This is a genomic window from Pseudomonas sp. GW821-FHT05D12, from assembly GCF_059419825.1.
In genome coordinates this window covers 19,972-45,583 of sequence record NZ_JBWKSN010000005.1, presented here as the reverse complement: position 1 = coordinate 45,583, position 25,612 = coordinate 19,972, and the positions used below count along the sequence as shown (strand labels likewise).

Sequence of the window (25,612 nt, the reverse complement as noted above, 5' to 3'; positions counted from 1 at the left end):
CTCTATTTGCGCAAAAAGCGAGCAAGTCTACACCCCTCGACGGGGCAGGACAAAACTCAGCAGAAACAGGGCGGCGGCCGTGACCACAATTGACGGCCCGGCCGGCGTGTCCTTGAACCAGGACAACGCCAGGCCCCCACACACGGCGAGCATCCCCAGCAGGCTGGCGCCGATGGCCATCTGCTCGGGTGAGCGGGCGTGGCGCTGTGCGGCGGCGGCTGGGATGATCAGCAGCGATGTGATCAACAATACGCCGACAATCTTCATCGCGACAGCAATCACCACGGCGATCAACAACATCAGCGCCATGCGCAGGGTCGGCACGGGCAGCCCTTCCACCGTGGCCAGCTCTTCATGCACGGTGATCGCCAGCAGCGGACGCCACAGGGCGACCAGCAACACCAGCACGGCGGCGCTGCCGCCGAGGATCCAGGCAAGGTCGGTCGGGCTGATCGCCAGCAGATCACCGAACAGGTAGGCCATCAGGTCGATGCGCACTTCGTGCATGAAGCTGAGCACCACCAGCCCCAGCGACAGAGTGCTGGGCGCCAGGATGCCCAGCAGCGTGTCGGAGGCCAGCGGCTGGCGCTGCTGCAGGGTCACCAGCAGCACCGCCAGCAGCAGGCAGCCTACGGTCACGGCGATGGTCGGGCTTACATCCAGCAAAAAGCCCATGGCCACGCCCAGCAGCGCGGCGTGGGACAGGGTGTCGCCGAAATAGGCCATGCGTCGCCAGACCACGAACGAGCCCAGCGGGCCCGCCACCAGCGCCAAAGCCAAGCCTGCCAGCAGGGCGTAGAGCAGAAAATCAGCCATGCTTGCAGCTATCTCCGTGAACGTGGGTGTGAGGTGCGGTGGGGTCGTCGACCACGGCGCCATGCAGGTCATGGGCGTGGTCGTGATGGTGGTGGTAGATCGCCAGGCTCTGGGCATTCTTGCCGAACAACTCGACGAACGCCGGGTCGCCGCTGACCTGTTCCGGGTGACCTGAGCAGCAGACGTGGCGATTCAGGCACACCACCTGGTCGGTGGTGCTCATTACCAGGTGCAGGTCGTGGGAGACCATCAGCACGCCGCAGCCATGGCGGTCGCGCAGGCGGGTGATCAGGCTGTACAGTTCGGCCTGGCCGGCCACATCGACGCCTTGCACGGGCTCATCGAGTACCAGCAGTTCCGGCTCGCGCAGCAGGGCGCGGGCCAGCAGCACGCGCTGCATCTCGCCACCGGAGATGCTCTGCACCGGGCTGTCGATGACTTGTTCGGCGCCGACTTCCTTGAGCGCTGCCTGGGCGCGAGTGCGATCCACGCCGGGGACCAGGCGCAGAAAACGCAGGACCGACAGCGGCAAGGTCGGGTCCACGTGCAGTTTTTGCGGCATGTAGCCGACGCGCAGCTTGGGCTTGCGCCACACGCTGCCGGTGTCGGGCTTGAGCAGGCCGAGCACGGCGCGCACCAGGGTGGTCTTGCCGGCGCCATTCGGGCCGATCAGCGTGACGATCTGTCCTGGTTCCACACTCAGCGCGATGTTATCCAGCACGTTTTGCCCGGCGAACGTGACCCCAACCTGCTCCAGGCGGATTAACGCGTTGCTCATCAAGCCCCCTGGCAGCCCGAGCAGAGACCGACCACTTCGACCGTCTGCCCTTCGACCTGGAAGCCGACGTCGGCGGAGCTCTTGATGATGGCGTCGCTGATGCTTTTTTGTTCAAGTTCGATGGCGGCGTGGCACTCGCGGCAGATCAGGAATTGGCCCTGATGCGCGTGTTCCGGGTGATTGCAGCCAACAAAGGCATTGAGCGAGGCGATGCGGTGCACCAGGCCGTTTTCCAGCAGGAAATCCAGCGCGCGGTACACGGTAGGCGGCGCCGCGCGGCGACCGTCCTGCTCGCTGAGCACGCCAAGGATGTCGTAGGCGCCCAGCGGCTTGTGGCTTTGCCACACCAGCTCCAGCACCCGGCGACGCAAGGCAGTCAGGCGCAGGCCCTTCTGTGTGCACAGGGTATCGGCCTCCGACAGCGCGGTGTGCACGCAGTGAGAGTGGTCGTGGGGACGGCTGGCAAGCGGTGTTTTAGGCATGAGCGGCGACAGATATTTGATAGAGACGTTATTATGTTACCCGTTCCTACGCCATTGAGTGGTCATCGTGTCCCGACTTTTTCCCGTTTTTGTCGTATTTGTCACCAGTTTGTTCATTACCGCTACCGCTCAGGCCGAGGTCAAGGTGCTGACCAGCATCAAGCCGTTGCAGTTGATTGCCGCGGCTGTGCAGGACGGCGTGGCGATTCCGGAGGTGCTGCTGCCGCCGGGTGCCTCGCCGCATAACTATGCCTTGCGCCCATCCGACGTACGGCGCGTGCAGTCGGTGGACCTGCTCTACTGGATTGGTCCGGATATGGAGAGTTTCCTGCCCCGCGTGCTCAAAGGTCGTACGGCGCCGACGGTCGCGGTACAAGACCTGCCGGGCATGAAACTGCGCCGTTTCGCCGAAGATAGCCATTCGCACGCCGACGATGCCGACGAACATGATCACGATCACCGTCCAGGCAGCCTGGATGCCCACCTGTGGCTGTCGACGGTCAACGCACGGGTGATCGCCGCGCGCATGGCGACTGACCTCAGCGCCGCCGATCCGGAAAATGCCGCGCGTTACCAGAGCAACGTGAAGGCCTTCGACGAGCGCCTGGACGCCCTGGACGCGCGCTTGAAAGCCCGCCTGGCGCTAATCGGCAACAAGCCTTACTTCGTGTTCCACGAAGCCTTTGATTATTTCGAAGAGGCCTACGGTCTCAAGCATGCCGGCGTGTTCAGCGTGGCCGCCGAGGTTCAGCCGGGTGCCCAGCATGTGGCGGCGATGCGCACGCGCCTGCAGGAAGTGGGCAAGACGTGCGTGTTCAGTGAGCCGCCGTTGCGTCCGCGGCTGGCTGAAACGCTGGTGGCCGGCCTGCCAGTGAAGCTGGCGGAGTTGGATGCGCTGGGTGGTTACACGCCGGCTACCGCCCAGGGTTACGAGCAGGTGCTGGAGAAGCTGGGGAATGACTTGGCGGGGTGCCTGGAGTCGCTCTGACCGCTGCACCGATCTCCTGTGGGAGCTGGCTTGCTCCCACATTGACCGAGTCGATCTTTAAAGCGCGAACGGCAGGTGAACGGTGACCTGCTGACGCTGTGCCAGCCGGTGCTCGAACTCCGCAGGGTCATGGATCAGCACATCCTGGCCTGCGAACGACTCAGCGGCGATCAGGCGGGACAGCCAGAAGCGTACACACGCTACCCGCAGCATGGTCGGCCACAGCTCAGCTTCCTTGGCCGTAAACGGTCGCAGGCCCGCATAGGCGCCCAGCAGTGCGCGCGCGCGTTGCCCATCGATCACGCCGTCCGCGTCCGAACACCAGTCATTCAGCGCGATCGCCACGTCGTACAGCATCGGGCCCGAGCAGGCGTTGTAGAAGTCGATCAGGCCGGTCAGGTGCGTGCCTTCGAACATCGCATTGTCGCGGAACAGGTCGGCGTGAACGTTGGCGCGCGGCAGGGCAAGGATGTCGGCCTTGTGGGCTTCGATCTCGGTCAATGCCGCTTGCAGCAGCTGCTGTTGTGCGTCGTTCAAGTGCGAGATCAGCTGCGCACCTTCGCTGAGCATCCAGTCCAGCCCGCGATCGGTCTTGCGCTCCAGCACCTTCTCGCCCTGCGTCGCCAGGTGCAGGTGGCCCAGCAGGTCACCGACCTGGGCGCAGTGCTGCGCATTGGCGTCCTTGATGTGCTTGCCGGCCAGGCGCGGTTGTAACAGCGCCGGTTTGCCTTTCAGCTCGCGCAACGCGACGCCGTCGGTGGTGCGCAAGGCGTAAGGCACCGGCAGGTCGGCGTCGTGAAGCACATCGAGCAGCTCGATGAAGAATGGCATTTCTGCGACGGGGCCGCGCTCAACCAGGGTCAGGACGAATTCGCCCTGTTCCAGGCTGATAAAGAAATTGGTGTTTTCGCTACCAGCGGCAATCCCCTGGAAGTCAAGCAGGCGGCCGAGCCCGTAAGGGGCGAGAAAGGTTTCCAGCTCGGGCCGAGCCAGGGGGGTGAACACAGACATGGTTAAAACTGCCAGTACGGGCGCCGCAGTGCGCGGCGCCAATTTAAGTTAAGAAATCATTTCCATTCGAAGATCTTCCATGACGGGATCAGCATATCCGGCTGGTCAGAGCGGATGAAGTTCGCGTCGGTTCCGTCCGCGCGTACCAGGAAGTACGGTGGCGCACCCTTTACGGTCACCTTGATTGCGTACAGGAAACCGTTTTGGCGGTACTCCTGGATAGTCCGGTCGCCTTCCGTGCGAATGGTAACGTCCGGATCCCCGGAAGGGGCGCTGTCTGCCGCCATGGCAGCCATCGGAGCGAGTGCAATCAAGCCAGTCAACAGCAGGCGATTGAATGTACGCATGATAACCTTGTCCCTTTGTCGTCATTGGTCCGGCTATTCTAGCGCCTGACCCGCCGAAAAGGTTGATCCTGCTCATGAGCCAAGCCCCCCTCGTCCTGGTGGACGGTTCTTCTTATCTGTACCGCGCCTTCCACGCCCTGCCACCGCTGACCACCTCCAAAGGCCTGCCGACCGGTGCGGTCAAGGGCGTGTTGAACATGCTCAAAAGCCTGCGCAAGCAGTACCCGGACAGCCCGTTCGCGGTGGTGTTCGACGCCAAGGGTGGGACCTTTCGCGATGAGATGTACGCCGAATACAAGGCCAACCGCCCGAGCATGCCCGATGACATGCGCCTGCAAATCGAGCCTCTGCACCAGAGCGTGATCGCGCTGGGCTTCCCGTTGCTGTGCGTCGAAGGCGTCGAGGCCGATGACGTGATCGGCACGTTGGCCCGCAGCAGCGCGGCCGCCAGCCGCCCGGTGGTGATTTCTACCGGTGACAAGGACATGGCCCAGCTGGTGGACGGGCACATTACCTTGGTCAACACCATGACCGGTAGTTCGATGGACATCGAGGGCGTAAAGGAGAAATTCGGCGTCGCTCCGGAGCAGATCATCGACTATCTGGCGTTGATGGGCGATTCGTCCGACAACATTCCGGGCGTCCCGGGCATTGGTCCGAAGACCGCTTCCGGCCTGTTGGTCGGCGTGAATGGCGGCCTCAAAGAGCTGTATGAGCAGCTGGATATCGTGCCGACCCTGCCGATCCGTGGCGCCAAGACGTTGCCGGCCAAGCTCGAGGAGCACCGCGAGATGGCGTTCCTGTCCTATCAACTGGCAACGATCAAGGTCGATGTGCCGCTGGACGTGGGCCTGGATGATTTGCACCTGATCGAGCCGGATCGCGAAAAACTGCTGGAGCTGTACACCCTGCTGGAGTTCAAGAGCTGGATCGACGAGATTCAGCGCGATGCCAAGCGCGTCGAACTCAAGGCTTCCGCCGACGTGGTGCCTGCCGCCGTTGATCTTCTCGAAGCGATGCCTGCGGCGCCCGTAGAAACGAACTACACCACGATCCTCGACCAGGCGACCTTCGACACCTGGTTGAAGAAGCTCAATGCTGCAAAATTGTTCGCGTTCGACACCGAGACCACCGGGATCGATGCCCAGCAAGCGCAGCTGGTCGGGGTGTCCTTCGCTGTAGAGCCTCACGAAGCTGCCTACATCCCGCTGACGCATTCCTACATCGGTGCGCCACAGCAACTGGACCGCGACACCGTGTTGCTGGCGTTGAAGCCACTCTTGGAGGACCCGACCAAGCTCAAGGTCGGCCAGCACGCCAAGTTCGACATGAACATCCTGGCCAACTGCGCCATCAGCGGCGACCCCGCCCAGGGCATTACCGTGCGGGGTATTGCCTTCGACACCATGCTTGAGTCCTACGTGCTGAACTCCACCGCGACCCGGCACGACATGGACAGCCTGGCGAAGAAGTACCTGGACTACGACACCGTCAGCTTCCAGGACATCGCCGGCAAGGGCGCCAAGCAGTTGACCTTCGACCAGATCCCGCTGGAGCAGGCGGGCCCTTATGCCGCCGAAGACGCCGACGTGACGCTGCGCTTGCATCAGGCCCTGCACGCGCAATTGGCGGCCATCCCGAGCCTGGCCAGTGTGCTGACGGATATCGAAATCCCGTTGGTGCCGGTGCTGGCGCGTATCGAGCGCCAGGGCGCGCTGGTGGACAAGGATCTGCTGGGCATCCAGAGCATTGAGCTGGGCGACAAGATGGTCGAGCTGGAACGCCAGGCGTTCGAGATTGCCGGTGAGGCGTTCAACCTGGGGTCGCCCAAGCAGCTCGGCGCGATTCTCTACGAGAAACTCGGCCTGCCGGTGCTGAAGAAGACCGGCAAGGGCCAGGCGTCCACGGCTGAAGAAGTGTTGGCCAAGTTGGCCGAAGATGACTTCCTGTTGCCCAAGGTCCTGATGCAGTACCGCAGCATGAGCAAGCTGAAAAGCACCTACACCGATCGTCTGCCAGAGCAGATCAACCCGCGTACCGGGCGCATTCACACGTCTTATCATCAGGCCGTGGCCGCAACCGGGCGCTTGTCGTCCAGCGACCCGAACCTGCAGAACATCCCCGTGCGCACCGCCGAAGGACGGCGGATCCGCCAGGCGTTTGTCGCGCCCAAGGGCTACAAACTGCTGGCGGCGGACTATTCGCAGATCGAGCTGCGGATCATGGCGCACCTGTCCAAGGACGAGGGGCTGATGAATGCGTTCCGCAACGACCTGGACGTGCACACTGCGACGGCGGCTGAAGTGTTCAAGGTTGAATTGGCACAGGTCACGTCCAACCAGCGTCGCAGTGCCAAGGCGATCAACTTCGGCCTGATCTACGGCATGGGCGCGCAGAAGCTCGGCAAGGACATCGGTGTCGACACCAAGACCGCCAAGGCCTATATCGATGTGTACTTTGCCCGCTATCCGGGCGTGCGCGAGTACATGGAGCGCACGCGTGCCCAGGCTGCCGACCAGGGCTACGTGGAAACCTTCTTCGGTCGCCGGCTGTACCTGCCGGATATCAATTCCAACAAGCCCCAGGAGCGCGCGGCCGCCGAACGCACGGCGATCAACGCGCCGATGCAGGGCACGGCGGCAGACATCATCAAGAAGGCCATGGTACTGGTGGATAACTGGCTGACCGAATCGGGCCTGGATGCCAAGGTCATCCTGCAGGTGCACGATGAATTGGTTCTGGAGGTGCGTGAGGACCTGGTAGCAGCCGTCAGCGAGAAGATCCGCGAGTACATGAGCGCGGCGGCGCAATTGGATGTGCCGTTGGTCGTGGACGTAGGCGTGGGCGACAACTGGGACGAGGCCCACTGATTCCGGGCCTTTGCCGCCACCCTAGGTGGTGGCAGAGTGCTTTAGTCCAGAAAACGCCGTGGGTTATTACCAATAGTTTTTTGAACGTGCCGGAACTTAACCCATGAAATGCAACTCAGAGTTACTGAATGGGTGGTGAAGCCCTTCAATGCTCCTATGTTGTGTTAAGTGTTGGCAGATATCTGGACCCCGCCCTAGCGGTCCGGAACTTGAACCCCGAACTTCCCCTCCCCATACGAAGTCCGGGGTTTTTTTTGCCCGCAGAAAAGTTATTCCGCGAGTTCTGCGCCCTTGTCAGCCAATTCCATCCAGCCCGCCAGCACGGTGTAAGCCTCTTCGAGGCCCATGCGCTTGGGCGCCGAGAACAGCTGGATGGTGATCGCATCGCCCCAACCCTTACGGATTTCGGACTGCACCTTGAGCAGCGTGTTCTTGGCTGCGCCATAGGTGAGCTTGTCGGCCTTGGTCAGCAGGATATGCATCGGCATGCCGCTGGCGACGGCCCAATCGAGCATCAGCAAGTCGAAGTCGGTCATTGGATGACGGATGTCCATCATCAGGATCAGGCCTTTCAAACTCTCCCGGCCACCCAGGTAAGCCTCCAGGTGACGCTGCCAGTGCAGCTTCAGCGGGATAGGTACTTTTGCGTAACCGTAACCCGGCAGGTCGACCAGACGCCGATCATCGTCTAGCTTGAAGAAATTGAGCAGCTGCGTGCGGCCCGGGGTTTTCGAGGTGCGCGCCAGGCTGGCATGGGTCAGGGTGTTCAGGGCGCTGGATTTGCCGGCGTTGGAACGACCGGCAAAGGCGACTTCAAAACCTTCGTCATCGGGGCATTGGTCAACTTTGGCGGCGCTGAGCATGAAGGTGGACTGTTGGCACAGGCCGAGGATGGGGTTCTTGAGTTGCATGAGATTTCCGATGTGGGCGGTGCCGAGAAAGGGTGCGGCAAGCGGTGTCGTTTCCGTTTCAGTAGCGCCAGTATATAATGCCGCAGATTTTGTGTGTGCTTTGTCCCAGCGAAGGATGAAGTTCACGGGAGCGAAAGACCTTCATTGCGCATTAGAACGCAAAACGCTCTCAAACCCTGAAAAGGTCGATGTATGACCAGATGGTTGCTCGCTTTCGGTGTCCTGATTCCGCTTTTCGGCGCTCAGGCTACACAGGATCCGGAAGCGGTGTACAACCGAGTTTGCGTGGCTTGCCATGCCGGCCAGCTGCCGAACGCCCCCAAGCGGGGTGACCAGGCAGCCTGGGCGCCAAGACTGGCGCAGGGCATGGACACGCTGGTGCAGCACGTAGACCAGGGTTTCAAGGCAATGCCGCCGCGTGGTTTGTGCATGGACTGCAGTACTGAGGATTACCAGGCCGTCATTGAGTTGATGGTGAGTAAACCCGGTAGATAACTCTTAAACCCTTAGCCGTAGTTGGATTAGCTGATGAACAAACTGATCGTGAGTCTGCTGTTGACCTTGGGCGTCACCGGTGTTGCCTTTGCTGCAGAGGGCCCCCTTAAAGGTGATGCCACTGCCGGCCAAGCGAAAGCTGCCGTGTGTGGTGCCTGCCATGGACCGGACGGTAACAGCCCGGCTCCGAACTTCCCCAAACTGGCCGGCCAGGGCGAACGTTACCTGACCAAGCAGATGCACGACATCAAGGATGGCAAGCGCACGGTACTGGAAATGACCGGCTTGCTGACCAACCTCAGCGACCAGGACCTGGCAGACATCGCGGCGTATTTTGCCAGCCAGAAAGGCAGTGTGGGAGCTGCCGATCCGAAACTGGTCGAAAAAGGCCAAGCATTGTTTCGCGGCGGCAAGCTCGCTGAAGACCAGCCTATCGGCGGCATGCCCGCCTGCAAGGCGTGCCACATTCCGGACGGCGGCGGCCTCGCCGCTGCAGGCTTTCCTCACCTGAGTGGCCAGCATGCTCAATACACGGCCAAGCAGCTGAAGGATTTCCGCGAAAAAGTGCGCTACATCGACGGCGATGCCGGCAACAAAATGATGACCGACATCGCGGCCAAGCTCTCGGACAAAGATATCGAAGCGCTGTCCAGCTACATTCAGGGTCTGCACTGATCAGCCTGGCAACGTTAACACTCGATTAATCCCGTGATGCAAGCATAAAAAGGGTGGCCCAGGCCGCCCTTTTTTGTGGCCGGTGCCGTTACACTAACGAACTCATGCCCGCGTAGACCTGTCACAACAAAGGTCGCGTGAGGCGACTTTATTTGTCCAGGAGTAAAGCATGCGTAATCTGATCCTCAGCGCCGCTCTCGTCACTGCCAGCCTCTTCGGCATGACCGCACAAGCTGCCGACGTGCCGCTTGAAGCCGGTAAAACCTACGTTGAATTGGCCAACCCTGTACCCGTATCGGTACCCGGCAAGATCGAAGTGGTGGAGCTGTTCTGGTACGGCTGCCCGCATTGCTACGCGTTTGAACCGACCATCAATCCATGGGTTGAGAAGCTGCCTAAGGACGTGAACTTCAAGCGTATCCCCGCCATGTTCGGCGGCCCATGGGATGCCCACGGCCAACTGTTCCTGACCCTGGAAGCCATGGGTGTCGAGCACAAGGTGCATAACGCGGTATTCGACGCGATCCAGAAACAAGGCAAGCGCCTGACCAAGCCGGACGAAATGGCTGACTTCGTTGCCACCCAGGGTGTCGACAAGGACAAGTTCCTCGCCACCTTCAACTCCTTCGCCATCCAGGGCCAGATCAAGCAGGCCAAGGAACTCGCGCAGAAGTATGGTGTGCAAGGCGTACCGACCATGATCGTCAACGGCAAATACCGCTTCGACCTGGGCACTACCGGTGGTCCTGAACAGACCCTCAACGTTGCCGACCAGCTGATCGCCAAAGAGCGCGCAGCCAAGTAAGGGGCCCGCCATGCGCCGCTGGGGTACCGAACGCGTTGTTGGCCTGCATGACCCGCAGGTCAACGAACATCACCTGGAATCCACAGGCCTGCCGGCAGACAGCCGCTTGCGCCTGCTCAGCTTCAATATCCAGGTGGGGATCAGTACCGAGAAATACCGGCACTACCTGACCCGTGGCTGGCAGCACCTGCTGCCGCACAATGGGCGTGCCGGCAACCTGCAGAAGATCGGCAACCTGTTGCATGACTTCGACCTGGTTGCCCTGCAGGAAGCCGACGGTGGCAGCATGCGCTCCGGCTACATCAACCAGGTCGAGCACCTGGCCCAGCTCGGTGCCTTCCCCTACTGGTATCAGCAACTCAACCGCAACCTGGGGCGCCTGGCGCAGCACAGCAATGGCGTGCTCAGTCGCTTGAAACCATCCGCCATCGAAGATCATCCGCTGCCGGGCCCCAAGGGGCGCGGGGCGATTCTCGTGCGTTTTGGCGAAGGACCTGAGGCCTTGGTGGTGGTGATGATGCACCTGGCGTTGGGTGCACGCACCCGCACGATGCAGCTGGCCTACATCCGCGAGTTGATTGGCAATTACAAACACCAGGTGTTGATGGGTGACATGAACACCCATGCCAACGACCTGCTGCAGAATTCTCCGTTGCGCGACCTTGGGCTACTGGCACCGCAAGCCGAAGCCACGTTCCCCAGCTGGCGCCCGCAACGCTGTCTTGACCATATCCTGCTCAGCCCGACCCTCACGCTGGAAAGCGTGAAGGTGCTGGCGCAGCCCATCTCCGATCACCTGCCGGTCGCGGTAGAGATTCGTCTGCCGGGTTCGCTCACGGCTGATGCATTGCCCGCGTTGAGCCCCGGCCCTCGCGGACCCCTTGCATGAGCGACGACGCCCAGCGCTGGAAAGAAAAATACCTGAAGAGTATCGAGCAACAAGAAAAGCTCGAACGCCGCTGGGCTGCGCGCCTCGACCTGTTGCGCCGTGGATTGGTGCGCAGCACGCTGGCCGCTGAAGGTACCGACCGTGCGGTCGATCAATGCATGAAGGAAATGCGCGACGTTGTCCGTAGCGATGATATGGACGCGGCCCTCGCGGCCTTGCTGCCGCGCCTGGAAAAAGCCGTGCTGGATTCCGAGCAGCGCCGCGAAACCCGGGTGGACCAGATGAGCACTGCGCTGACCTCCCTGGTCGCGCAGTTGCAAAAGCTGCCACTGCCGCGTGAGGTCGCACGCCCGCTGAAGACCTTCGCCAAGCAGTTGGACGGGCGTGTCAGCCAGGCCCGTGAGATCCCCTTGCTGCTCAGCGAGCTGAGCAACTTGCAAGGGCAGGCGCTGGATAATCTGGAACCGGACGGCGAGACCACGCGCCCAGGTCCCGGGTTGTTGCAGCGCCTGTTCGGCGCCAAGGAGACGGCGAACGAAGCGGTGGCCAGCGAGCCGGCCCCGCCGCCTGTCGCAGCCAAGCCGGTTGCCGTGGCTCAGGAGCCCGAGCAATCCGAGGAACTCACCCAGGCCTTGCGGGCCTTTGCGCCACAGCCGCAAGAGGCGGTTGCCCCGCCCCCTGAACCCGTCGCGCCGGCCAGCGTTGTCGAGGCGCCCAGTGAGACGTTGGCCTTCGAGGCCCCGCCTGCGGTGGCGCCCGTTGACGTGCCCGCAGTATCCAGGGTGCCCGAGTCGCAGAGCGAAGAACCCGCTCCCGAAAGCGCCCTCGCGGCTTTTATCGACGTGCCATCGGATGAGGTCGAGGCGCCGGACGAAACCACTATCGGCAGTCTGTCGCTGCCGCCTGTGCTGGAGCCCGACGAGCCCGATCCCGACGAGTTGCGAGCGGATGCCACCTATTCCCTGCCGGACTCGCCGGAGCCGTCCTACAGCTCTGTCGCCAAACATATTGAAGACACGCTGCTCGGCCTGCTCGAAGACCTGTCCTTGCCCGAGCGCCACAGGCCCCAGGCCGAAGCCATGCGTGAGCGCCTGGCCCACGGCCTGAACTGGTACGAACTGCTACCGATTCTCGATGATCTGGCCGTGCTGATGCTGGCGATCACCGACAGCGGCCAGCATGAGTTCGAGGCGTACCTCAAGCAGCTCAACGAGCGTCTCGAAGCCTTCCAGGGGCATTTGCAGGTCGCCAGCGACGGGCATGCGGACAGCCGATCCGCTGCCCGCGAGCTGGACACGCAGATTCGCGAACAGGTCGACGGCTTGCAAAGCAGTGTGCAGGACGCCGCCGACCTCGACAGCCTCAAGCACGTGCTGGAAAGCCACCTCGAAGGCTTGCTCGGCACCATGGACGAGCACCAGCAGCAACGCGACCAGCGCGAGCAGGAAGTGGCCGCGCGCTTGAAAGGGCTGGCCGAGCGGGTCGCCAATATGGAGCAGGAGGCCCAGGGCTATCGCGAACACCTGGAGGTGCAACGCCAGAAGGCCTTGATCGATCCACTCACCGGCCTGCCTAATCGCGCAGCCTGGAGCGAGCGCCTCGATCTGGAGGTCAACCTCTGGCACCAGCGCGGCAACAACCTGTCGTTGGCGATGCTCGACCTGGATCACTTCAAGCGCATCAACGATGGCTACGGCCATCTGGCCGGCGACAAGGTGCTGAAGATCATCGCCAACGTGCTGCGCAAGCGCCTGCGGCCGAACGATTTTATCGCACGCTTTGGCGGAGAAGAGTTTGTGTTGCTGATGCCGGACTCCTCATTGGCAGAGGCCGTGGCGGCAGGTGATGCGTTGCGCGCAGCGATTGAGGCGTGCCCGTTTCACTTCAAGGGCGAGCCGGTAACGATCACCGTGTCCATGGGCGTCGCGCAGTTCCAGGCGGGCGAGCGCAGTGACCTGGCCCTCAAGCGTGCGGATGCGGCGTTGTACCGGGCCAAGGCTGCGGGACGCAACCAGGTGCAGGCGGCGTAAAAGATGTTCCATTTTGTAATTTGACCGCCGAGCCACAAACGGTACGTTACACTGTTGCATTATCGTCTTCAGCGTAATGCCTTCTGCCATGAAATCCCTGTACTTCGCCTTTTTGTTCCTTTTACTCGCGGGCTGCGCCAGTGGCCCGCGCCTGGACACCACTCACCCCTCGGTGAACCACGATAACCGCGTGCAGTTCGTGGTTGTCCACTACACCTCGACCAACCTTGAACGCTCCCTGGCACTGCTCACCCACGGCCAGGTCAGCAGCCATTACCTGATCGGCGATGACGCCTCTGCCACCATCTACAAGCTGGTCGACGAGAGCCAGCGCGCCTGGCATGCCGGGGAAAGCGAGTGGATGGGCCGGACCTGGCTCAATTCCAGTTCAATCGGTATTGAAATAGTGAACCCCGGCTACAAGGACACACCGACCGGTCGCCTGTGGTACCCCTACTCCGAAGCCCAGGTGAAATCGCTGGTGGTGTTGCTCAAGGACATCAGCAAGCGCAATGGCATCGATCCCAAGAACATCATTGGCCACAGCGACATCGCGCCGCTGCGCAAGCTGGATCCGGGTCCGCTGTTCCCGTGGAAGCGACTCGCCGCTGAAGGGTTGGGGGTCTGGCCGGACGCGCAGGCTGTTGCCCGATTCCAGGTGCAGTACGCCGCGGATCTACCGAGTATCACGTGGTTCCAGGAAGAGCTGGCGCGCCTGGGCTACCAGACACCGCAGACCGGCGAGCTGGATGTCGCCACGCGGCATGTGATCGCGGCATTCCAGATGCACTTCAGGCCATCGCTGTTTGATGGCACACCGGACGCCGAAAGTGCTGCGATCCTGCGGGCCTTGAACCGCAGTTAAGGTGTTAACCGATTCAAAAATGTGGGAGCGGGCTTGTTCGCGAAGGCAGTGTGTCAGTCATTAAATGCATGGACTGATCCACCGCCTTCGCGGGCAAGCCCGCTCCCACTTTTTTGCCGTGACCGGACAGGTTACAGCGGCAACGCCATGTAGAACTGTGTGCCCTGCCCTGGCCGCGAGTACACGCCCATGCGGCCACCGTGCAGTTGCACGATTTCTTTGCACAGCGCCAACCCCAGGCCGGCGCCGCCTTTCTTGCGGCCCACCTGTACGAACGGTTCGAAGATCCGCCCTTGCTGCCCGTAGGCGATGCCTTCGCCGTTGTCCTCGACACTGATTATTATCCGCTCACCGTGGCGACGTGCCTGCAGGCGGATCTGCCCGCCTTCGGCGGTGTGGCGCAGGGCGTTGCCGAGCAGGTTGTCGAGTACGCGCTCCAGTTGTGCCTGGTCGGCATACAAGCGCGGCAGGTCGGACTGGGCTTCTACCAGCAGTTCGATGCGTTGCGCGTTGGCCGGTTCGACGAAGCGCGCACGCGCATGTTCAAGCAAGTCGGTGACATCGCACGCGCCCAGTGTGAGTTTTTGCAGGCCGTTCTGGTAGCGCGAAAAGTTGAGCAAGTCGTTGATCAGCTGCATCAGGCGCTGCATTTCTTCATTGACCGTATCCAGCAGGTCCGCTTCGCGCGAATCCGCCGGAAATTTCGCGCGCTCGCGGAACAGGCCGAACGCCATGTGCATGCCGGTCACCGGCGTGCGCAGCTCATGGGAGGCGCGCAGCACGAACTCGCTGCGCACGCGTTCGAAGGCGCGTTGTTCGGTGACGTCATGCAACACCATCACGGCACCGAGGATATGCCCCTGAGTATGGCTGACGGGCGTCAGGCTATAGGTCAGCAGGCGCAGCTCGCCTTCGACTTCCACTTCCAGGTCGTCCGGAGCGCGCTCCAGGTTGCCGCCGCGCAGCACCAATTGCAGTTGTTCATCCAGTTCCGGGCGCACCAGTGCTTCACCCAGGCCTTGGCCGAGGCGTTCTTCATCCCAGCCCAATTGGCGCTGGGCGACGGGGTTGAGGTGCTCCAGGCGGCCCTGGCGATCGATCATCAGCAGGCCATCGTCGATGCTGTCGAGCACGGCTTGCAGGCGTTGCTGGCCGGCCAGCAGTTCATCGACGTTGGTTGCCTGATGCTGGCGCAGGGCTTCGGCCATGATGCCGAAGCGACGGGTCAGCTGGTTCATCTCTGCCGCCGATGAGATCGGCAGCGTCACTTCGAAATCGCCCTGCCCGATCTTGTCCGCCGCCTTGGCCAGCGCTTCGATCGGCCCGCCAAATCGCCGGGCAATGCCATGCGCGGTCACAAATCCGATGATCAATACCGCAAGCCCCACCAGCCCCAGTAGACCTGCGATCAATAGCGCCCGCTCGCGGGACTTGTGCTCGCTGTTGCTGATGTTTTCCAGCGCTTGCTTGTGCTCGTTGATCAGCCCGTTGCGCAGCACATTGAAGGTTTCGGTGAGCTTTTCCTTGGTACCCGGCGGTGGTTCTGCTTGCTGGGATTGGTCAAATGCCTCCAGCAATGCCTGGTACTGGCCTCGCGCCTGGCTGAATCCGGTCCCGTGGCCGTCGCGCTGTTCATGGGCGATACCTTGGTCCAGCAAGTCGAAATAGCGCTGTTTGGAGGCTTGCAGGGCCTCCGGGTCCGGCGGCTCTTCGAGCATCATGATCAACTGGTCGCCCAGGCTCTGGCGCAGCTTGAGGCCCAGGTCCAGGGTGATGAAATTGCTGCGAATCAACGACTCCTGGGTCTTGGCCATTTGCATGACGCTCACCAGACCCAGGATCAAACCCAGCAGGGCGACGGTAATCAGCGCAGAAATACTCAGGAACAAACGAGTGCGCAGTTTCATCGCTAGCTTCATAGAGTGCTCACAGGTTGTACTGTTTGCGTTTGCGGTACAGGGTCGAGGCGTCGATACCCAGGGTGCGCGCGGCCTGGTCCAGGGTGTCGCTGGTGGCGAGGACGGCGCCGATGTGGGCCTTCTCCAGCTCGTCCAGGCTCAGTGCCGCGCCGATACGCGGCGCATTGTTGGTCGGCTGCTCGGCCATGCCGAGGTGGCTGATTTCGACTTTTTCCTGTGGGCAGATAATGCTGGCGCGCTCGACCACGTTGCGCAGCTCACGGATATTGCCTGGCCAGCGATAGTTCAACAGCGCCTCACGCGCTTCATCGCTGAAACCGCGCGCCGGCCGTGCGTATTCCTTGACGAAGCGTGCCAGGAAACGGTCGGCCAGGGTCAGGATGTCCTCGCTGCGCTCGCGCAGCGGCGGCAGGTGCAAGGTGATCACATTGAGGCGGTAGAGCAAGTCTTCACGGAAGCGGCCGTCGCGCACCATGTCTTCCAGGTTCAGGTTGGTAGCCGCCAGGATCCGCACGTCAGCACGGCGGGTGACCGGGTCGCCCACGCGCTCGTATTCCTTGTCCTGGATAAAACGCAGCAACTTGGGTTGCAAGGTGAGGGGGAAATCGCCGATCTCGTCGAGAAACAGCGTGCCGCCGTCTGCCTGGTTGACGCGGCCCAAGGTGCTTTCACTGGCACCGGTAAACGCACCCCGGCTATGGCCGAACAGCTCGCTCTCCATCAACTCTGCCGTCAGCGAAGGGCAGTTGATGGTCACGCAGGACTTCTTCGACCGCTTGCTCCAGCCGTGAATGGCCCGGGCCAGCTCGCCTTTACCGGTACCCGACTCGCCGAGAATCAGGATGTTGGCATCTGTGCCGGCCACTTGGCGCGCGGTTTCCAGTACCACCATCATCGAGGGGCTGTGGGAATCGAGGCCGTCTTTGGGCTGGCGCACTGCGCCTTCCAATGCTTCCAGGCGTGCAGAGAGTTGGCGCACTTCCAGTTGCTTGGCGGTGGCCAGGCGCAATTGGTCGGGGCTGCAGGGCTTGACCAGGTAATCGGCCGCACCCGCCTGGATCGCGTCCACGGCGGTATCCACTGCCGAATGGGCGGTCACGATGACCACGCGCATCCACGGTGCTTGTATGCGCATTTGGGCCAAGACATCCAGGCCGTTGTCTTCGCCCAGGCGCAGGTCGAGGAAGCACAGGTCAAATACCTGGCGCTGCATCAAGGTGTCGGCTTGGGCGGCGCTGTTGGCGGTGGCCACGGTGTAGCCTTCATCTTCCAGGCAATAACGGAAGGTGCGGAGGATCGCGGATTCGTCATCCACTAAAAGAATGCGGCCTTGAAGTTCCTTGGCTGATTCCATCTGTCCCGCGCTCCTTAACTATGAATGATGGTGTTTAGTCCCGGAATAATCGGGCAAGTTGCATGGTCTATTCTGATCGATAATAGGCAGCATCGTGCAGCTATCTGCGCGGTGTCCTACAAAGCCCTGCCTGATGGCGTTTTCATGCCGTCTTGCCCCTTCGGCAACATTCCCTCTGCTTTCTATCCCTCGACCCGACCACTGACCATCGTGCATTTCGCACGGCGTACAGGGGGGCATCGTGCAGGATGCTAGGCGATTGCCCTAACGCATATATTTAACCTGTTGATTTTATTGAGTTTTATTTTGCAAAAAAGCTGGCATGCGCTCTGCAATAGCTATCCCAACGAATAATCAGAATGCGGGAGAAATGCAGCATGACTCGCCAAAGCCTCAACCAACTGCGTGTATCGCCACTGCGCTTGCAACAAGGTCTGTTTGCCAGCCTGGCCTTGATGGTCACGCTGATTGCAGGCCAGCAGTTTCAGCATTGGCAGCAGAGTCAGCAGCAGACCCCGCAATTCGAACGTCCGGTGATGACCCAGACGCATTTTCGATCCGTCGGTAGCGTGACTGCCGATGTGACAGCCCCGCAATTGCGCGTAGCCGACCAGGATTCAACCCTGGGCGAGCTGCCAACCCAAGAGCGTTGGGTGTTCTAGGCAAGAACGTCGGGGGCTCGTTTTGAGCGTCCGTACCGCACTACCGTTGTTACCTCTAAAAGAAGCTTAAGGAGAATCACCATGTTGAGTTGGGCAATCACATTTCTGATCATCGCCATTGTGGCTGCAGTCCTGGGCTTCGGTGGTATCGCGGGCACCGCCACGGGTATCGCCAAGATTCTCTTTGTCGTCTTCCTGGTGATGTTCATCGCTTCGTTCTTCTTTGGTCGTCGCGGCCGAGGCTGAACATGACCACTTCCTTTAAAGCCATGGCTGCCGCCCTGCTCCTGGGCGGCAGCGGCCTGGCGATGGCCGCCAATGACGGTCAATCCCGGGCCAACGAACTGCTCAGCGCGGACCCGCAATACCGTGAGACCTGGCAAAGCGTGGTGAAGAAAGAAGAGCGCCTGCCTGAATGGGTGATGAACCTGTCAGGCACGGCCGAACAAATGAATGCCGTGGAAGAAGATGGCGACAAGTACTTGGTCGGGCCGCTCTGTGAAACCGCAGACACATGCCTGAACAAGCGCCTGATCGTTGCCTTCAGCTTCGACAAGGATGATGCCTACGCCATGTTGGTCGAAGTCCCTGCCGGCTTGCCGGCGGACAAGTCGCCGACTCGGCACGCCGATTACCGGTTTATCGGTAAGCCGGATGAAGGCATGCAGAAGCTGCTGATGGAACAGCTGAAGAAAGATCCGAATTGGTACTAGGTTCCGTCTGACGCGCTTGTCGTCTGCGGGATCAGCGTCCATAGAAAGAAGCCCCTCGCTTCTTTCTGTCTGCCCCACTCGCCACGGGTGAGGCATGACCAGGGGGCCGGGTTGCTCTGATCAATCGAGATCGGCGTGACCTACGGGTACAGGGAGTGCCTGCGCAAGGGCCGGGTCAGGCGAAAAGCTGCGACGCAGGTTCACAAGTCCTCAAGCTTGCTGAACTTGCGGCGGGCTTACGCTGCTGACTTCCCTCCTCATACCGCTCATAGCCGAGAATTTCCTTTCTGCCTGCACTTAACCATTACTTGGTGTGTACGAGCGACCATCTATCGAGAAAGTTTTGCCCTCGCTATAGGACATTTCTGACACGACGCCTATGAATTTCCAGGCATTTTTGCCAATGACCTAAAGTCGTCCTGAATCTCTGAGCGAGCCTGAATTGGCCGGTTCACGGCATGTTCACCTGCCAAAATGTCGCATTTGAACTGACCGATCAGACAGTTATTATGAAAAAAAGCCATGCCGATTCGGCATAGGGTAGGCGTTTACGGCATTAGACGTCGCCCCCTTGCATCGGAATAGTTGCGCCTTTTTTCGCCTGCCAGTAAGCCATTTCGGCCACGCTGCGGTGACCTTCCATGGAGGCAGATGCACACACTTTTTCGCTCTCGAGCGTTCCAGCTGGCGCATTTGCCTTAAGTCCACTTGAAGTAAGGGTAATGACATGAAGAAGGCAAAGCTAAGCCTCGCCTGGCAGATCCTCATCGGTTTGGTGCTGGGGATTGCAATCGGTGCAGTGCTCAACCATTTCAGTGCTGAAAAGGCCTGGTGGATCAGCAATGTGTTGCAGCCAGCGGGCGATATCTTTATCCGCCTGATCAAGATGATCGTGATCCCGATTGTGATTTCTTCGCTGATCGTCGGCATTGCCGGGGTCGGTGACGCGAAAAAGCTCGGGCGTATCGGTGTCAAAACCATCCTTTACTTTGAAGTGGTCACCACCATCGCCATCGTGGTCGGCCTGTTGCTGGCCAACCTGTTCCACCCCGGTGCCGGTATCGACATGAGTACCCTGGGCACCGTCGATATCTCCAAGTACACCGCCACCGCTGCCGAAGTGCAGCATGAGCATGCGTTTATCCAGACCATCCTCAACCTGATCCCGTCGAACATCTTCGCCGCCGTCGCCCGTGGCGAAATGCTGCCGATCATCTTCTTCTCCGTGCTGTTCGGCCTCGGTTTGTCGAGCCTCAAGCCGGAGCTGCGCGAGCCGCTGGTGACCATGTTCCAGGGCGTGTCCGAGAGCATGTTCAAAGTCACCCACATGATCATGAAATACGCCCCTATCGGTGTATTCGCGCTGATCGCGGTGACTGTCGCCAACTTCGGCTTCGCCTCGCTGCTGCCGCTGGCCAAGCTGGTGATCCTGGTTTACGTGGCCATCCTGTTCTTCGCCTTCGCGGTGCTGGGCTTGATCGCACGCCTGTTCGGCTTCTCGATCCTCAAGCTGATGCGCATCTTCAAGGATGAGCTGGTGCTGGCCTACTCCACCGCCAGTTCCGAAACCGTGCTGCCACGGGTGATCGAGAAGATGGAAGCCTACGGCGCGCCGAAGGCTATCTGCAGCTTCGTGGTGCCGACCGGCTACTCGTTCAACCTGGATGGCTCGACCCTGTACCAGAGCATCGCGGCGATCTTTATCGCCCAGCTGTATGGCATCGACCTGTCGATCGGCCAGCAACTGATGCTGGTGCTGACCCTGATGGTCACTTCCAAAGGCATCGCCGGCGTGCCGGGCGTGTCCTTCGTGGTGCTGCTGGCCACTCTGGGCAGCGTGGGTATTCCGCTGGAAGGCTTGGCGTTCATCGCCGGTGTCGACCGCATCATGGACATGGCGCGCACCGCGCTCAACGTGATCGGCAACGCGCTGGCCGTGCTGGTGATCTCGCGTTGGGAAGGCATGTACGACGACGCCAAGGGCGAGCGCTACTGGAACTCCCTGCCGCACTGGCGCAGCAAGCAGGCGCTGCCGGCCGGCGAGACCAGCCGCGGCTGATGCTGGCGTGATCTGAACAAACCCCGGGAAATCCGGGGTTTGTCGTTTCTGCCAGCCCCGCTATCATTCGCCCCATCTTTCGGGGGATTCAACTGATGCTCAATGGCCTGTGGCTTGGCTTCTTTGTCGTGGCAATGGTGTCAGCACTGGCGCAATGGCTGGTCGGCGGTAACGCCGGGATTTTTGCCGCGATGGTGGAAAGTATTTTCGCCATGGCCAAATTGTCGGTGGAAGTGATGGTGCTGCTGTTCGGCACGCTCACGTTGTGGCTGGGCTTTCTGCGCATCGCCGAAAAAGCCGGGATCGTCGACTGGCTGGCCAAGGCCCTCGGCCCACTGTTTCGTCGCCTGATGCCGGAGGTGCCCGCCGGTCACCCTGCCATCGGCCTGATCACGCTCAACTTCGCCGCCAATGGCCTGGGCCTGGACAACGCTGCGACGCCCATCGGCCTCAAGGCCATGAAGGCGCTGCAGGAACTCAACCCCATCCCCAACACCGCGAGCAACGCGCAGATCCTGTTCCTGGTGCTCAACGCGTCCTCGCTGACGCTGTTGCCGGTGACGATCTTCATGTACCGCGCCCAGCAAGGCGCCGCGGACCCGACGCTGGTGTTCCTGCCGATCCTGCTGGCGACCAGCGCGTCGACCCTGGTGGGCCTGCTGTCGGTGGCGGTGATGCAGCGGCTGCGGCTGTGGGACCCGGTGGTGCTGGCGTACCTGATTCCGGGCGCGCTGGTGCTGGGCGGTTTCATGGCATTGCTGGCGACATTGTCTGCCACCGCGTTGGCGGGGTTGTCGTCGATCCTCGGTAACCTCACGCTGTTCGGCCTGATCATGCTGTTCCTGGTGATCGGCGCGTTGCGCAAGGTCAAGGTGTACGAGGCGTTTGTCGAAGGCGCCAAAGAAGGCTTCGACGTCGCCAAGAACCTGCTGCCGTATCTGGTGGCGATGCTGTGCGCCGTGGGCGTGCTGCGCGCTTCCGGGGCGTTGGATTTCGGCCTGGAAGGCATTCGTCATCTGGTCGCCTGGACCGGTATGGACACACGCTTTGTCGACGCGTTGCCGACGGCGATGGTCAAGCCGTTCTCAGGCAGCGCCGCACGGGCGATGCTGATCGAGACCATGCAGACACAGGGCGTGGACAGCTTCCCGGCGTTGGTGGCGGCGACGATTCAGGGCAGTACCGAGACCACCTTCTATGTGCTGGCGGTGTACTTCGGCTCGGTCGGCATCCAGCGCGCGCGGCATGCGGTGGGGTGTGCGTTGCTGGCGGAGTTGGCCGGCGTGGTGGCGGCGATTGCGGTGTGCTACTGGTTCTTTGGCTGATACCGCTATCGCAGGCCGGCTCCCACTCAGAATGTATTCACCGTTCAAATGGTGGGAGCGGGCTTGCCCGCGAAGAGGCTCTCAGCGTTTAGGAGCTGCATTGCCCTGCTGCACCACCCAATCCACCACCTGCTTGTTCAACTGATCCCCCGCCTGCCCAAACCCGGCCACCACCGCCGACACCTTGGTGTCGCTTACCGGCTGGTGAATCTCAAAGCGGCGGCTGGCAATAATGCGCTGGTCACTGCCGCGTACCAGGCGTGCGTCGAGGCGTATCACCACCTCCACCGCATTGCCGCGATATTCACTCTGGAACGCCAGCAATTGCCCGCCCAACTCATAGTCGGACTGCAAGTTGGTGTCGTCGGTACTCAGCAGCGTCACTCGGCCATCCCGCTGGAAACCATCCATGAAGCGATTGCGCAGCAGCACCGGCGACGGATCGCTCCAGCGTGAGTTGGCGTAGCTGCTGATCAGGTCGCCATTGGGCACCACGGCAATGCGCGGGCTGTCGAGGAATTCGCTGGTCTGCGGCTTGTTCACGCGCAGCGACCAGCTCACCGGGGTGCCCTGGCTCGCGGTCTGGCTCGAGGCCAGGCGGTACACGTCCGAAGGGTCGGCCTTGGGCAATATCGAGCATGCGCTGACCAGCGCCAGGGCCACGGGAATGATCAGTTGGTAAGCACGCTTCATGGCGTGAACTCCTTGTTCTTGTCGCTGCCCAGCAGGTAGCCGCTGGGGTTGGCTTCCAGGCGGCGAGAGATGGCACGCAGCGAGCCGAGGGTCTCACGCAGTTCGCGCACGGCCGGCGCCAGTTCGTTGAGGCCCTGCATGCCGCTGTTCACCGAGTCCTTGTTGTTGGTCAGCAAGGTGTTGATGGTCGCGGTGCTTTGCTCCAGGGATTTCATCGCCTGCTCGGCGCTGCCGAAGGCCTGTTTGCCTTGGTCGTTGAGCAGGCCGTTGGCGTTGCGCATCAGCGTGGTGGTTTGCTCGAGCGCGGCGCTGGCCTGCTTGCTCACCTGCATCAGTTGCTGCATCACCACCTTGATATCGCCGCGCTGGTCGGCGATGGCGCCGGTGGTTTGCTGCAGATTGTCCAGGGTGTTGCTCAGGCGTTCGACGTTCTCCCGCGAGAACATGTGATTGGCGTTGTGCAGCAGGAGATTGATGCTGGTCATCAGGTCGTTGCTGTTATTCAGCAGGCGGGCAATCGGCGATGGCGAAGCGATAATCTCCGGCAGGTTGCCGTCCTTGCCCTTGAGTTCCGGGCTTTGTGGCGTGCCCCCGCTGAGCTGGATGATCGAGGTGCCGGTGATGCCGGTCAGGGCGAGCTTCGCCTGCGTGTCTTCCTTGATCGGCGTCTGGCCGGCCAGGCGGATGCGCGCCAGCACCCGGCGCGGGTCGTTGGGGTCCAGGCGCAGGCTGATCACATCGCCGACCTTGATCCCGCTGTATTGCACCGAACTGCCCTGGGACAGGCCGCTGACCGCCTCGTTGAAGATCACTTCGTAATCCTGGAAGGCCGTATCGACGCTGGACTTGGCCAGCCACAGGCCAAACAGCATCGCGCCGACCACCACGATCACGCTGAACAGACCGATCATCACATGATGGGCTCGGGTTTCCATGTCATACCTCGTTGAGCGGTTGAGCGGCATCCAATGCCGCGCGGCCCCGGGGGCCGTGGAAGTATTCGTGAATCCAGGCGTCGTCCGTTTCCGAGACGACATCGATGGCATCGGCCACCAGCACTTTCTTCTGCGCCAGCACCGCCACGCGGTCGGTGATGGTGTACAGCGTGTCGAGGTCATGGGTGACCAGGAACACGCTCAGGCCCAGCGCATCGCGCAGGGTCAGGATCAGTTGGTCGAATTGCGCCGCGCCGATCGGATCGAGGCCGGCGGTGGGTTCGTCGAGAAACAGGATGTCCGGGTCCAGCGCCAGCGCGCGGGCCAGGGCGGCGCGCTTGATCATGCCGCCGGACAGCGACGCCGGGTATTTGTCGGCCGCCGACAGCGGCAGCCCGGCCAGGGCCAGCTTGACGGCAGCCAGGTGCTCGGCATCGGCGCGGCTGAGGCCGGCGTGTTCGATCAACGGCAGCGCGACGTTCTCGGTCACGGTCAGCGAGGAAAACAGCGCGCCTTTCTGGAACAGCACACCGAAGCGCCGTTCCACCTGCGAGCGCTCGTGTTCCGACAAGCTCGGCAGGTTCTTGCCGAATACCCGCACCTCGCCCGCGCTGGGGCGCCGCAGGCCGACGATGCTGCGCAAGAGCACCGACTTGCCGCTGCCGGAGCCGCCGACCACCGCGAGGATCTCGCCCTTGTACAAGTCCAGGTCGAGGTTCTCGTGCACGCTCTGTTTGCCAAAGCGATTGCACAGGCCACGCACCTCAATCACCGCCTCGGCGGGCGCACGGTGTAGACGACTCACCAGCCCATCTCCATGAAGAACAGCGCGGCGACCGCATCCAGCACGATCACCACGAAGATCGATTGCACCACGCTGGAGGTGGTGTGGGCGCCGACCGATTCGGCGCTGCCGCTGACCTTGAAGCCTTCCAGGCAACCGATGGCGGCAATCAGGAAGGCGAAGATCGGCGCCTTGACCATACCCACCAGGAAGTGCTGCACGCCAATGTCCGATTGCAGCAGCGAGAGGAACATCGCCGGCGAAATATCCAGGGCCACCGCGCACACCACGCCGCCGCCGACGATGCCCGAGAGCATTGCCAGGAACGTCAGCATCGGCAGTGCCACCAGCAGCGCCAGTACCCGTGGCAACACCAGCAGCTCCATTGGGTCGAGGCCGAGGGTGCGGATCGCATCGATTTCCTCGTTGGCCTTCATCGAGCCGATTTGTGCGGTAAAGGCACTGGCGGTGCGGCCGGCAATCAGGATCGCGGTGAGCAGCACGCCGAATTCGCGCAGGAACGAGAACGCCACCAAGTCTACGGTGAAAATCGTCGCGCCAAAACTCTTGAGGACCGTGGCCCCAAGGAACGCCACCACGGCGCCGACCAGAAAGGTGAGCAAGGCGACGATGGGGGCGGCGTCGAGGCCGACCTGTTCGAGGTGCGCAACCATCGGCGTCAGGCGCCAGCGCTTGGGCCGGAAGATGCCGCGGGCGAAGGTTTCGAGGATCAGGCCGATGAAGCCCAGTAGTTTCTTGCTGTCCTGCCAGACCGTGTCCACCGCGCGCCCGATACGCGCCAGCACCTGGATGCCGGCGGTTTCTTCCGGGGCTTTGTCTGGCACACAAAAGTCATTGAGGGAGCGGTAGACGGTCTTGAGCAGCGCGCGGTCGGCAGCGCTGAGGCTGCAGTCGGTCTGTTCGGCGGATTGCTCGATGCGGTCGGGCCCCAGCAGCTCCACCAGAAGCGAGGCACCGGCAGTATCCAGGGCGCCGAGGCCGTTGAGGTCAATGCGCGCGCCGGCGTCGTATTGGCCGTCGAGTTTGTCGGAAAGCTTTTTCAGGCTGGCGTAGTGGGCAAGCGTCCAGTCCCCCGTAATCCTGAGTAACGGAGGGGCGGTAGACGTATCGAGATGGGCGGCGCCGGCCGTTGTGCTGCTGGTCATAAGCTCCGAGCTTGTCTGGCTATCCACAATTGCTACGTAA

At 61.6% G+C, this 25,612-nt stretch carries 25 protein-coding genes; 13 read left to right on the top strand and 12 right to left on the bottom strand.

Going from position 1 to position 25,612, the window contains the following annotated elements; translation table 11 throughout:
* Window positions 1–27: 27 nt before the first annotated feature.
* The 3 genes from znuB to AC07SI_RS10505 are packed head-to-tail and all read right to left on the bottom strand — an operon-like array spanning window position 28 to window position 2,076.
* Entirely contained in the window at window positions 28–816 is a 789-nt protein-coding gene (znuB, locus tag AC07SI_RS10515) for a zinc ABC transporter permease subunit ZnuB (protein WP_495005694.1), read from the bottom strand.
* Entirely contained in the window at window positions 809–1,594 is a 786-nt protein-coding gene (znuC, locus tag AC07SI_RS10510; RefSeq protein WP_065902810.1) for a zinc ABC transporter ATP-binding protein ZnuC, read from the bottom strand. The genes znuB and znuC overlap by 8 nt, the downstream gene beginning before the upstream one ends.
* Complete coding sequence (locus AC07SI_RS10505) at window positions 1,594–2,076, bottom strand: Fur family transcriptional regulator (RefSeq protein ID WP_065902812.1); 483 nt, start codon at window positions 2,074–2,076, stop codon at window positions 1,594–1,596. Before AC07SI_RS10505 ends, znuC begins: the two co-directional genes overlap by 1 nt.
* A gap of 58 nt (window positions 2,077–2,134) precedes the next feature.
* On the opposite strand from AC07SI_RS10505, the gene AC07SI_RS10500 reads away from it, so the two are divergent.
* On the top strand, window positions 2,135–3,064 hold the full coding sequence (locus tag AC07SI_RS10500; RefSeq protein ID WP_495005693.1) for a zinc ABC transporter substrate-binding protein: 930 nt from the start codon (window positions 2,135–2,137) through the stop codon (window positions 3,062–3,064).
* 57 nt (window positions 3,065–3,121) lie between these two features.
* On the opposite strand, the gene AC07SI_RS10495 is transcribed toward AC07SI_RS10500, so the two are convergent.
* Window positions 3,122–4,075, bottom strand: a complete 954-nt coding sequence (locus AC07SI_RS10495) for a homoserine kinase (protein ID WP_201146268.1) — start codon at window positions 4,073–4,075, stop codon at window positions 3,122–3,124.
* A 56-nt stretch (window positions 4,076–4,131) separates the two neighbouring features.
* On the bottom strand, window positions 4,132–4,422 hold the full coding sequence (locus AC07SI_RS10490) for a DUF2782 domain-containing protein (RefSeq protein ID WP_065902818.1): 291 nt from the start codon (window positions 4,420–4,422) through the stop codon (window positions 4,132–4,134).
* A gap of 74 nt (window positions 4,423–4,496) precedes the next feature.
* On the opposite strand from AC07SI_RS10490, the gene polA reads away from it, so the two are divergent.
* Entirely contained in the window at window positions 4,497–7,292 is a 2,796-nt protein-coding gene (gene polA, locus AC07SI_RS10485) for a DNA polymerase I (protein WP_495005692.1), read from the top strand.
* A 269-nt stretch (window positions 7,293–7,561) separates the two neighbouring features.
* Here the strand turns inward: polA and yihA are convergent, their stop codons facing one another.
* Complete coding sequence (gene yihA / locus AC07SI_RS10480) at window positions 7,562–8,203, bottom strand: ribosome biogenesis GTP-binding protein YihA/YsxC (RefSeq protein ID WP_010207832.1); 642 nt, start codon at window positions 8,201–8,203, stop codon at window positions 7,562–7,564.
* 192 nt (window positions 8,204–8,395) lie between these two features.
* Between yihA and AC07SI_RS10475 the strand changes: the two genes are divergently transcribed.
* The 6 genes from AC07SI_RS10475 to AC07SI_RS10450 all read left to right on the top strand — a co-directional run bounded on the left by AC07SI_RS10475 (window position 8,396) and on the right by AC07SI_RS10450 (window position 13,962).
* A complete protein-coding gene (locus tag AC07SI_RS10475; RefSeq protein ID WP_065902820.1) occupies window positions 8,396–8,698 on the top strand; it encodes a c-type cytochrome in 303 nt (100 codons plus the stop codon).
* A 33-nt stretch (window positions 8,699–8,731) separates the two neighbouring features.
* On the top strand, window positions 8,732–9,373 hold the full coding sequence (locus AC07SI_RS10470; RefSeq protein WP_065902821.1) for a c-type cytochrome: 642 nt from the start codon (window positions 8,732–8,734) through the stop codon (window positions 9,371–9,373).
* A gap of 169 nt (window positions 9,374–9,542) precedes the next feature.
* Window positions 9,543–10,178 (top strand): thiol:disulfide interchange protein DsbA, encoded by a 636-nt coding sequence (dsbA, locus tag AC07SI_RS10465; RefSeq protein WP_078826720.1) that lies wholly within the window; start codon window positions 9,543–9,545, stop codon window positions 10,176–10,178.
* A gap of 10 nt (window positions 10,179–10,188) precedes the next feature.
* Window positions 10,189–11,067 (top strand): endonuclease/exonuclease/phosphatase family protein, encoded by an 879-nt coding sequence (locus tag AC07SI_RS10460; protein WP_065902826.1) that lies wholly within the window; start codon window positions 10,189–10,191, stop codon window positions 11,065–11,067.
* Entirely contained in the window at window positions 11,064–13,097 is a 2,034-nt protein-coding gene (locus tag AC07SI_RS10455) for a GGDEF domain-containing protein (protein ID WP_495005691.1), read from the top strand. Before AC07SI_RS10460 ends, AC07SI_RS10455 begins: the two co-directional genes overlap by 4 nt.
* An 88-nt stretch (window positions 13,098–13,185) precedes the next feature.
* The gene (locus AC07SI_RS10450) at window positions 13,186–13,962 is read left to right on the top strand and encodes an N-acetylmuramoyl-L-alanine amidase (RefSeq protein WP_120447335.1); all 777 of its coding nucleotides are present in this window, start codon (window positions 13,186–13,188) and stop codon (window positions 13,960–13,962) included.
* A gap of 131 nt (window positions 13,963–14,093) precedes the next feature.
* Here AC07SI_RS10450 and AC07SI_RS10445 read toward each other — a convergent pair whose 3' ends face one another.
* Complete coding sequence (locus tag AC07SI_RS10445; RefSeq protein ID WP_495005690.1) at window positions 14,094–15,881, bottom strand: KinB sensor domain-containing domain; 1,788 nt, start codon at window positions 15,879–15,881, stop codon at window positions 14,094–14,096.
* A 7-nt stretch (window positions 15,882–15,888) separates the two neighbouring features.
* Entirely contained in the window at window positions 15,889–17,235 is a 1,347-nt protein-coding gene (algB, locus tag AC07SI_RS10440) for a sigma-54-dependent response regulator transcription factor AlgB (RefSeq protein WP_064053131.1), read from the bottom strand.
* Between the two features lie 377 nt (window positions 17,236–17,612).
* On the opposite strand from algB, the gene AC07SI_RS10435 reads away from it, so the two are divergent.
* The 5 genes from AC07SI_RS10435 to AC07SI_RS10415 all read left to right on the top strand — a co-directional run bounded on the left by AC07SI_RS10435 (window position 17,613) and on the right by AC07SI_RS10415 (window position 21,994).
* Window positions 17,613–17,897 (top strand): hypothetical protein, encoded by a 285-nt coding sequence (locus AC07SI_RS10435; protein ID WP_065902836.1) that lies wholly within the window; start codon window positions 17,613–17,615, stop codon window positions 17,895–17,897.
* Between the two features lie 81 nt (window positions 17,898–17,978).
* On the top strand, window positions 17,979–18,143 hold the full coding sequence (locus AC07SI_RS10430; protein ID WP_003170804.1) for a DUF1328 domain-containing protein: 165 nt from the start codon (window positions 17,979–17,981) through the stop codon (window positions 18,141–18,143).
* Window positions 18,144–18,145: 2 nt separating this feature from the next.
* The gene (locus AC07SI_RS10425) at window positions 18,146–18,610 is read left to right on the top strand and encodes an inhibitor of vertebrate lysozyme family protein (RefSeq protein ID WP_282395631.1); all 465 of its coding nucleotides are present in this window, start codon (window positions 18,146–18,148) and stop codon (window positions 18,608–18,610) included.
* Window positions 18,611–19,337: 727 nt separating this feature from the next.
* The gene (gltP, locus tag AC07SI_RS10420) at window positions 19,338–20,669 is read left to right on the top strand and encodes a glutamate/aspartate:proton symporter GltP (RefSeq protein WP_065902840.1); all 1,332 of its coding nucleotides are present in this window, start codon (window positions 19,338–19,340) and stop codon (window positions 20,667–20,669) included.
* 95 nt (window positions 20,670–20,764) lie between these two features.
* Entirely contained in the window at window positions 20,765–21,994 is a 1,230-nt protein-coding gene (locus AC07SI_RS10415; protein WP_120447338.1) for a nucleoside recognition domain-containing protein, read from the top strand.
* A gap of 81 nt (window positions 21,995–22,075) precedes the next feature.
* Here the strand turns inward: AC07SI_RS10415 and AC07SI_RS10410 are convergent, their stop codons facing one another.
* Genes AC07SI_RS10410 through AC07SI_RS10395 form a run of 4 tightly spaced genes read right to left on the bottom strand, consistent with a single transcriptional unit; the run spans window position 22,076 to window position 25,572 of the window.
* Window positions 22,076–22,687 (bottom strand): ABC-type transport auxiliary lipoprotein family protein, encoded by a 612-nt coding sequence (locus AC07SI_RS10410; protein ID WP_495005689.1) that lies wholly within the window; start codon window positions 22,685–22,687, stop codon window positions 22,076–22,078.
* A complete protein-coding gene (locus tag AC07SI_RS10405; RefSeq protein WP_065902843.1) occupies window positions 22,684–23,622 on the bottom strand; it encodes an MlaD family protein in 939 nt (312 codons plus the stop codon). Before AC07SI_RS10405 ends, AC07SI_RS10410 begins: the two co-directional genes overlap by 4 nt.
* A gap of 1 nt (window position 23,623) precedes the next feature.
* Complete coding sequence (locus tag AC07SI_RS10400) at window positions 23,624–24,427, bottom strand: ABC transporter ATP-binding protein (protein ID WP_065902844.1); 804 nt, start codon at window positions 24,425–24,427, stop codon at window positions 23,624–23,626.
* Window positions 24,424–25,572: an ABC transporter permease gene (locus AC07SI_RS10395; RefSeq protein WP_065902846.1), complete on the bottom strand. Its 1,149-nt coding sequence runs from the start codon at window positions 25,570–25,572 to the stop codon at window positions 24,424–24,426. Before AC07SI_RS10395 ends, AC07SI_RS10400 begins: the two co-directional genes overlap by 4 nt.
* Between the last annotated feature and the right edge of the window lie 40 nt (window positions 25,573–25,612).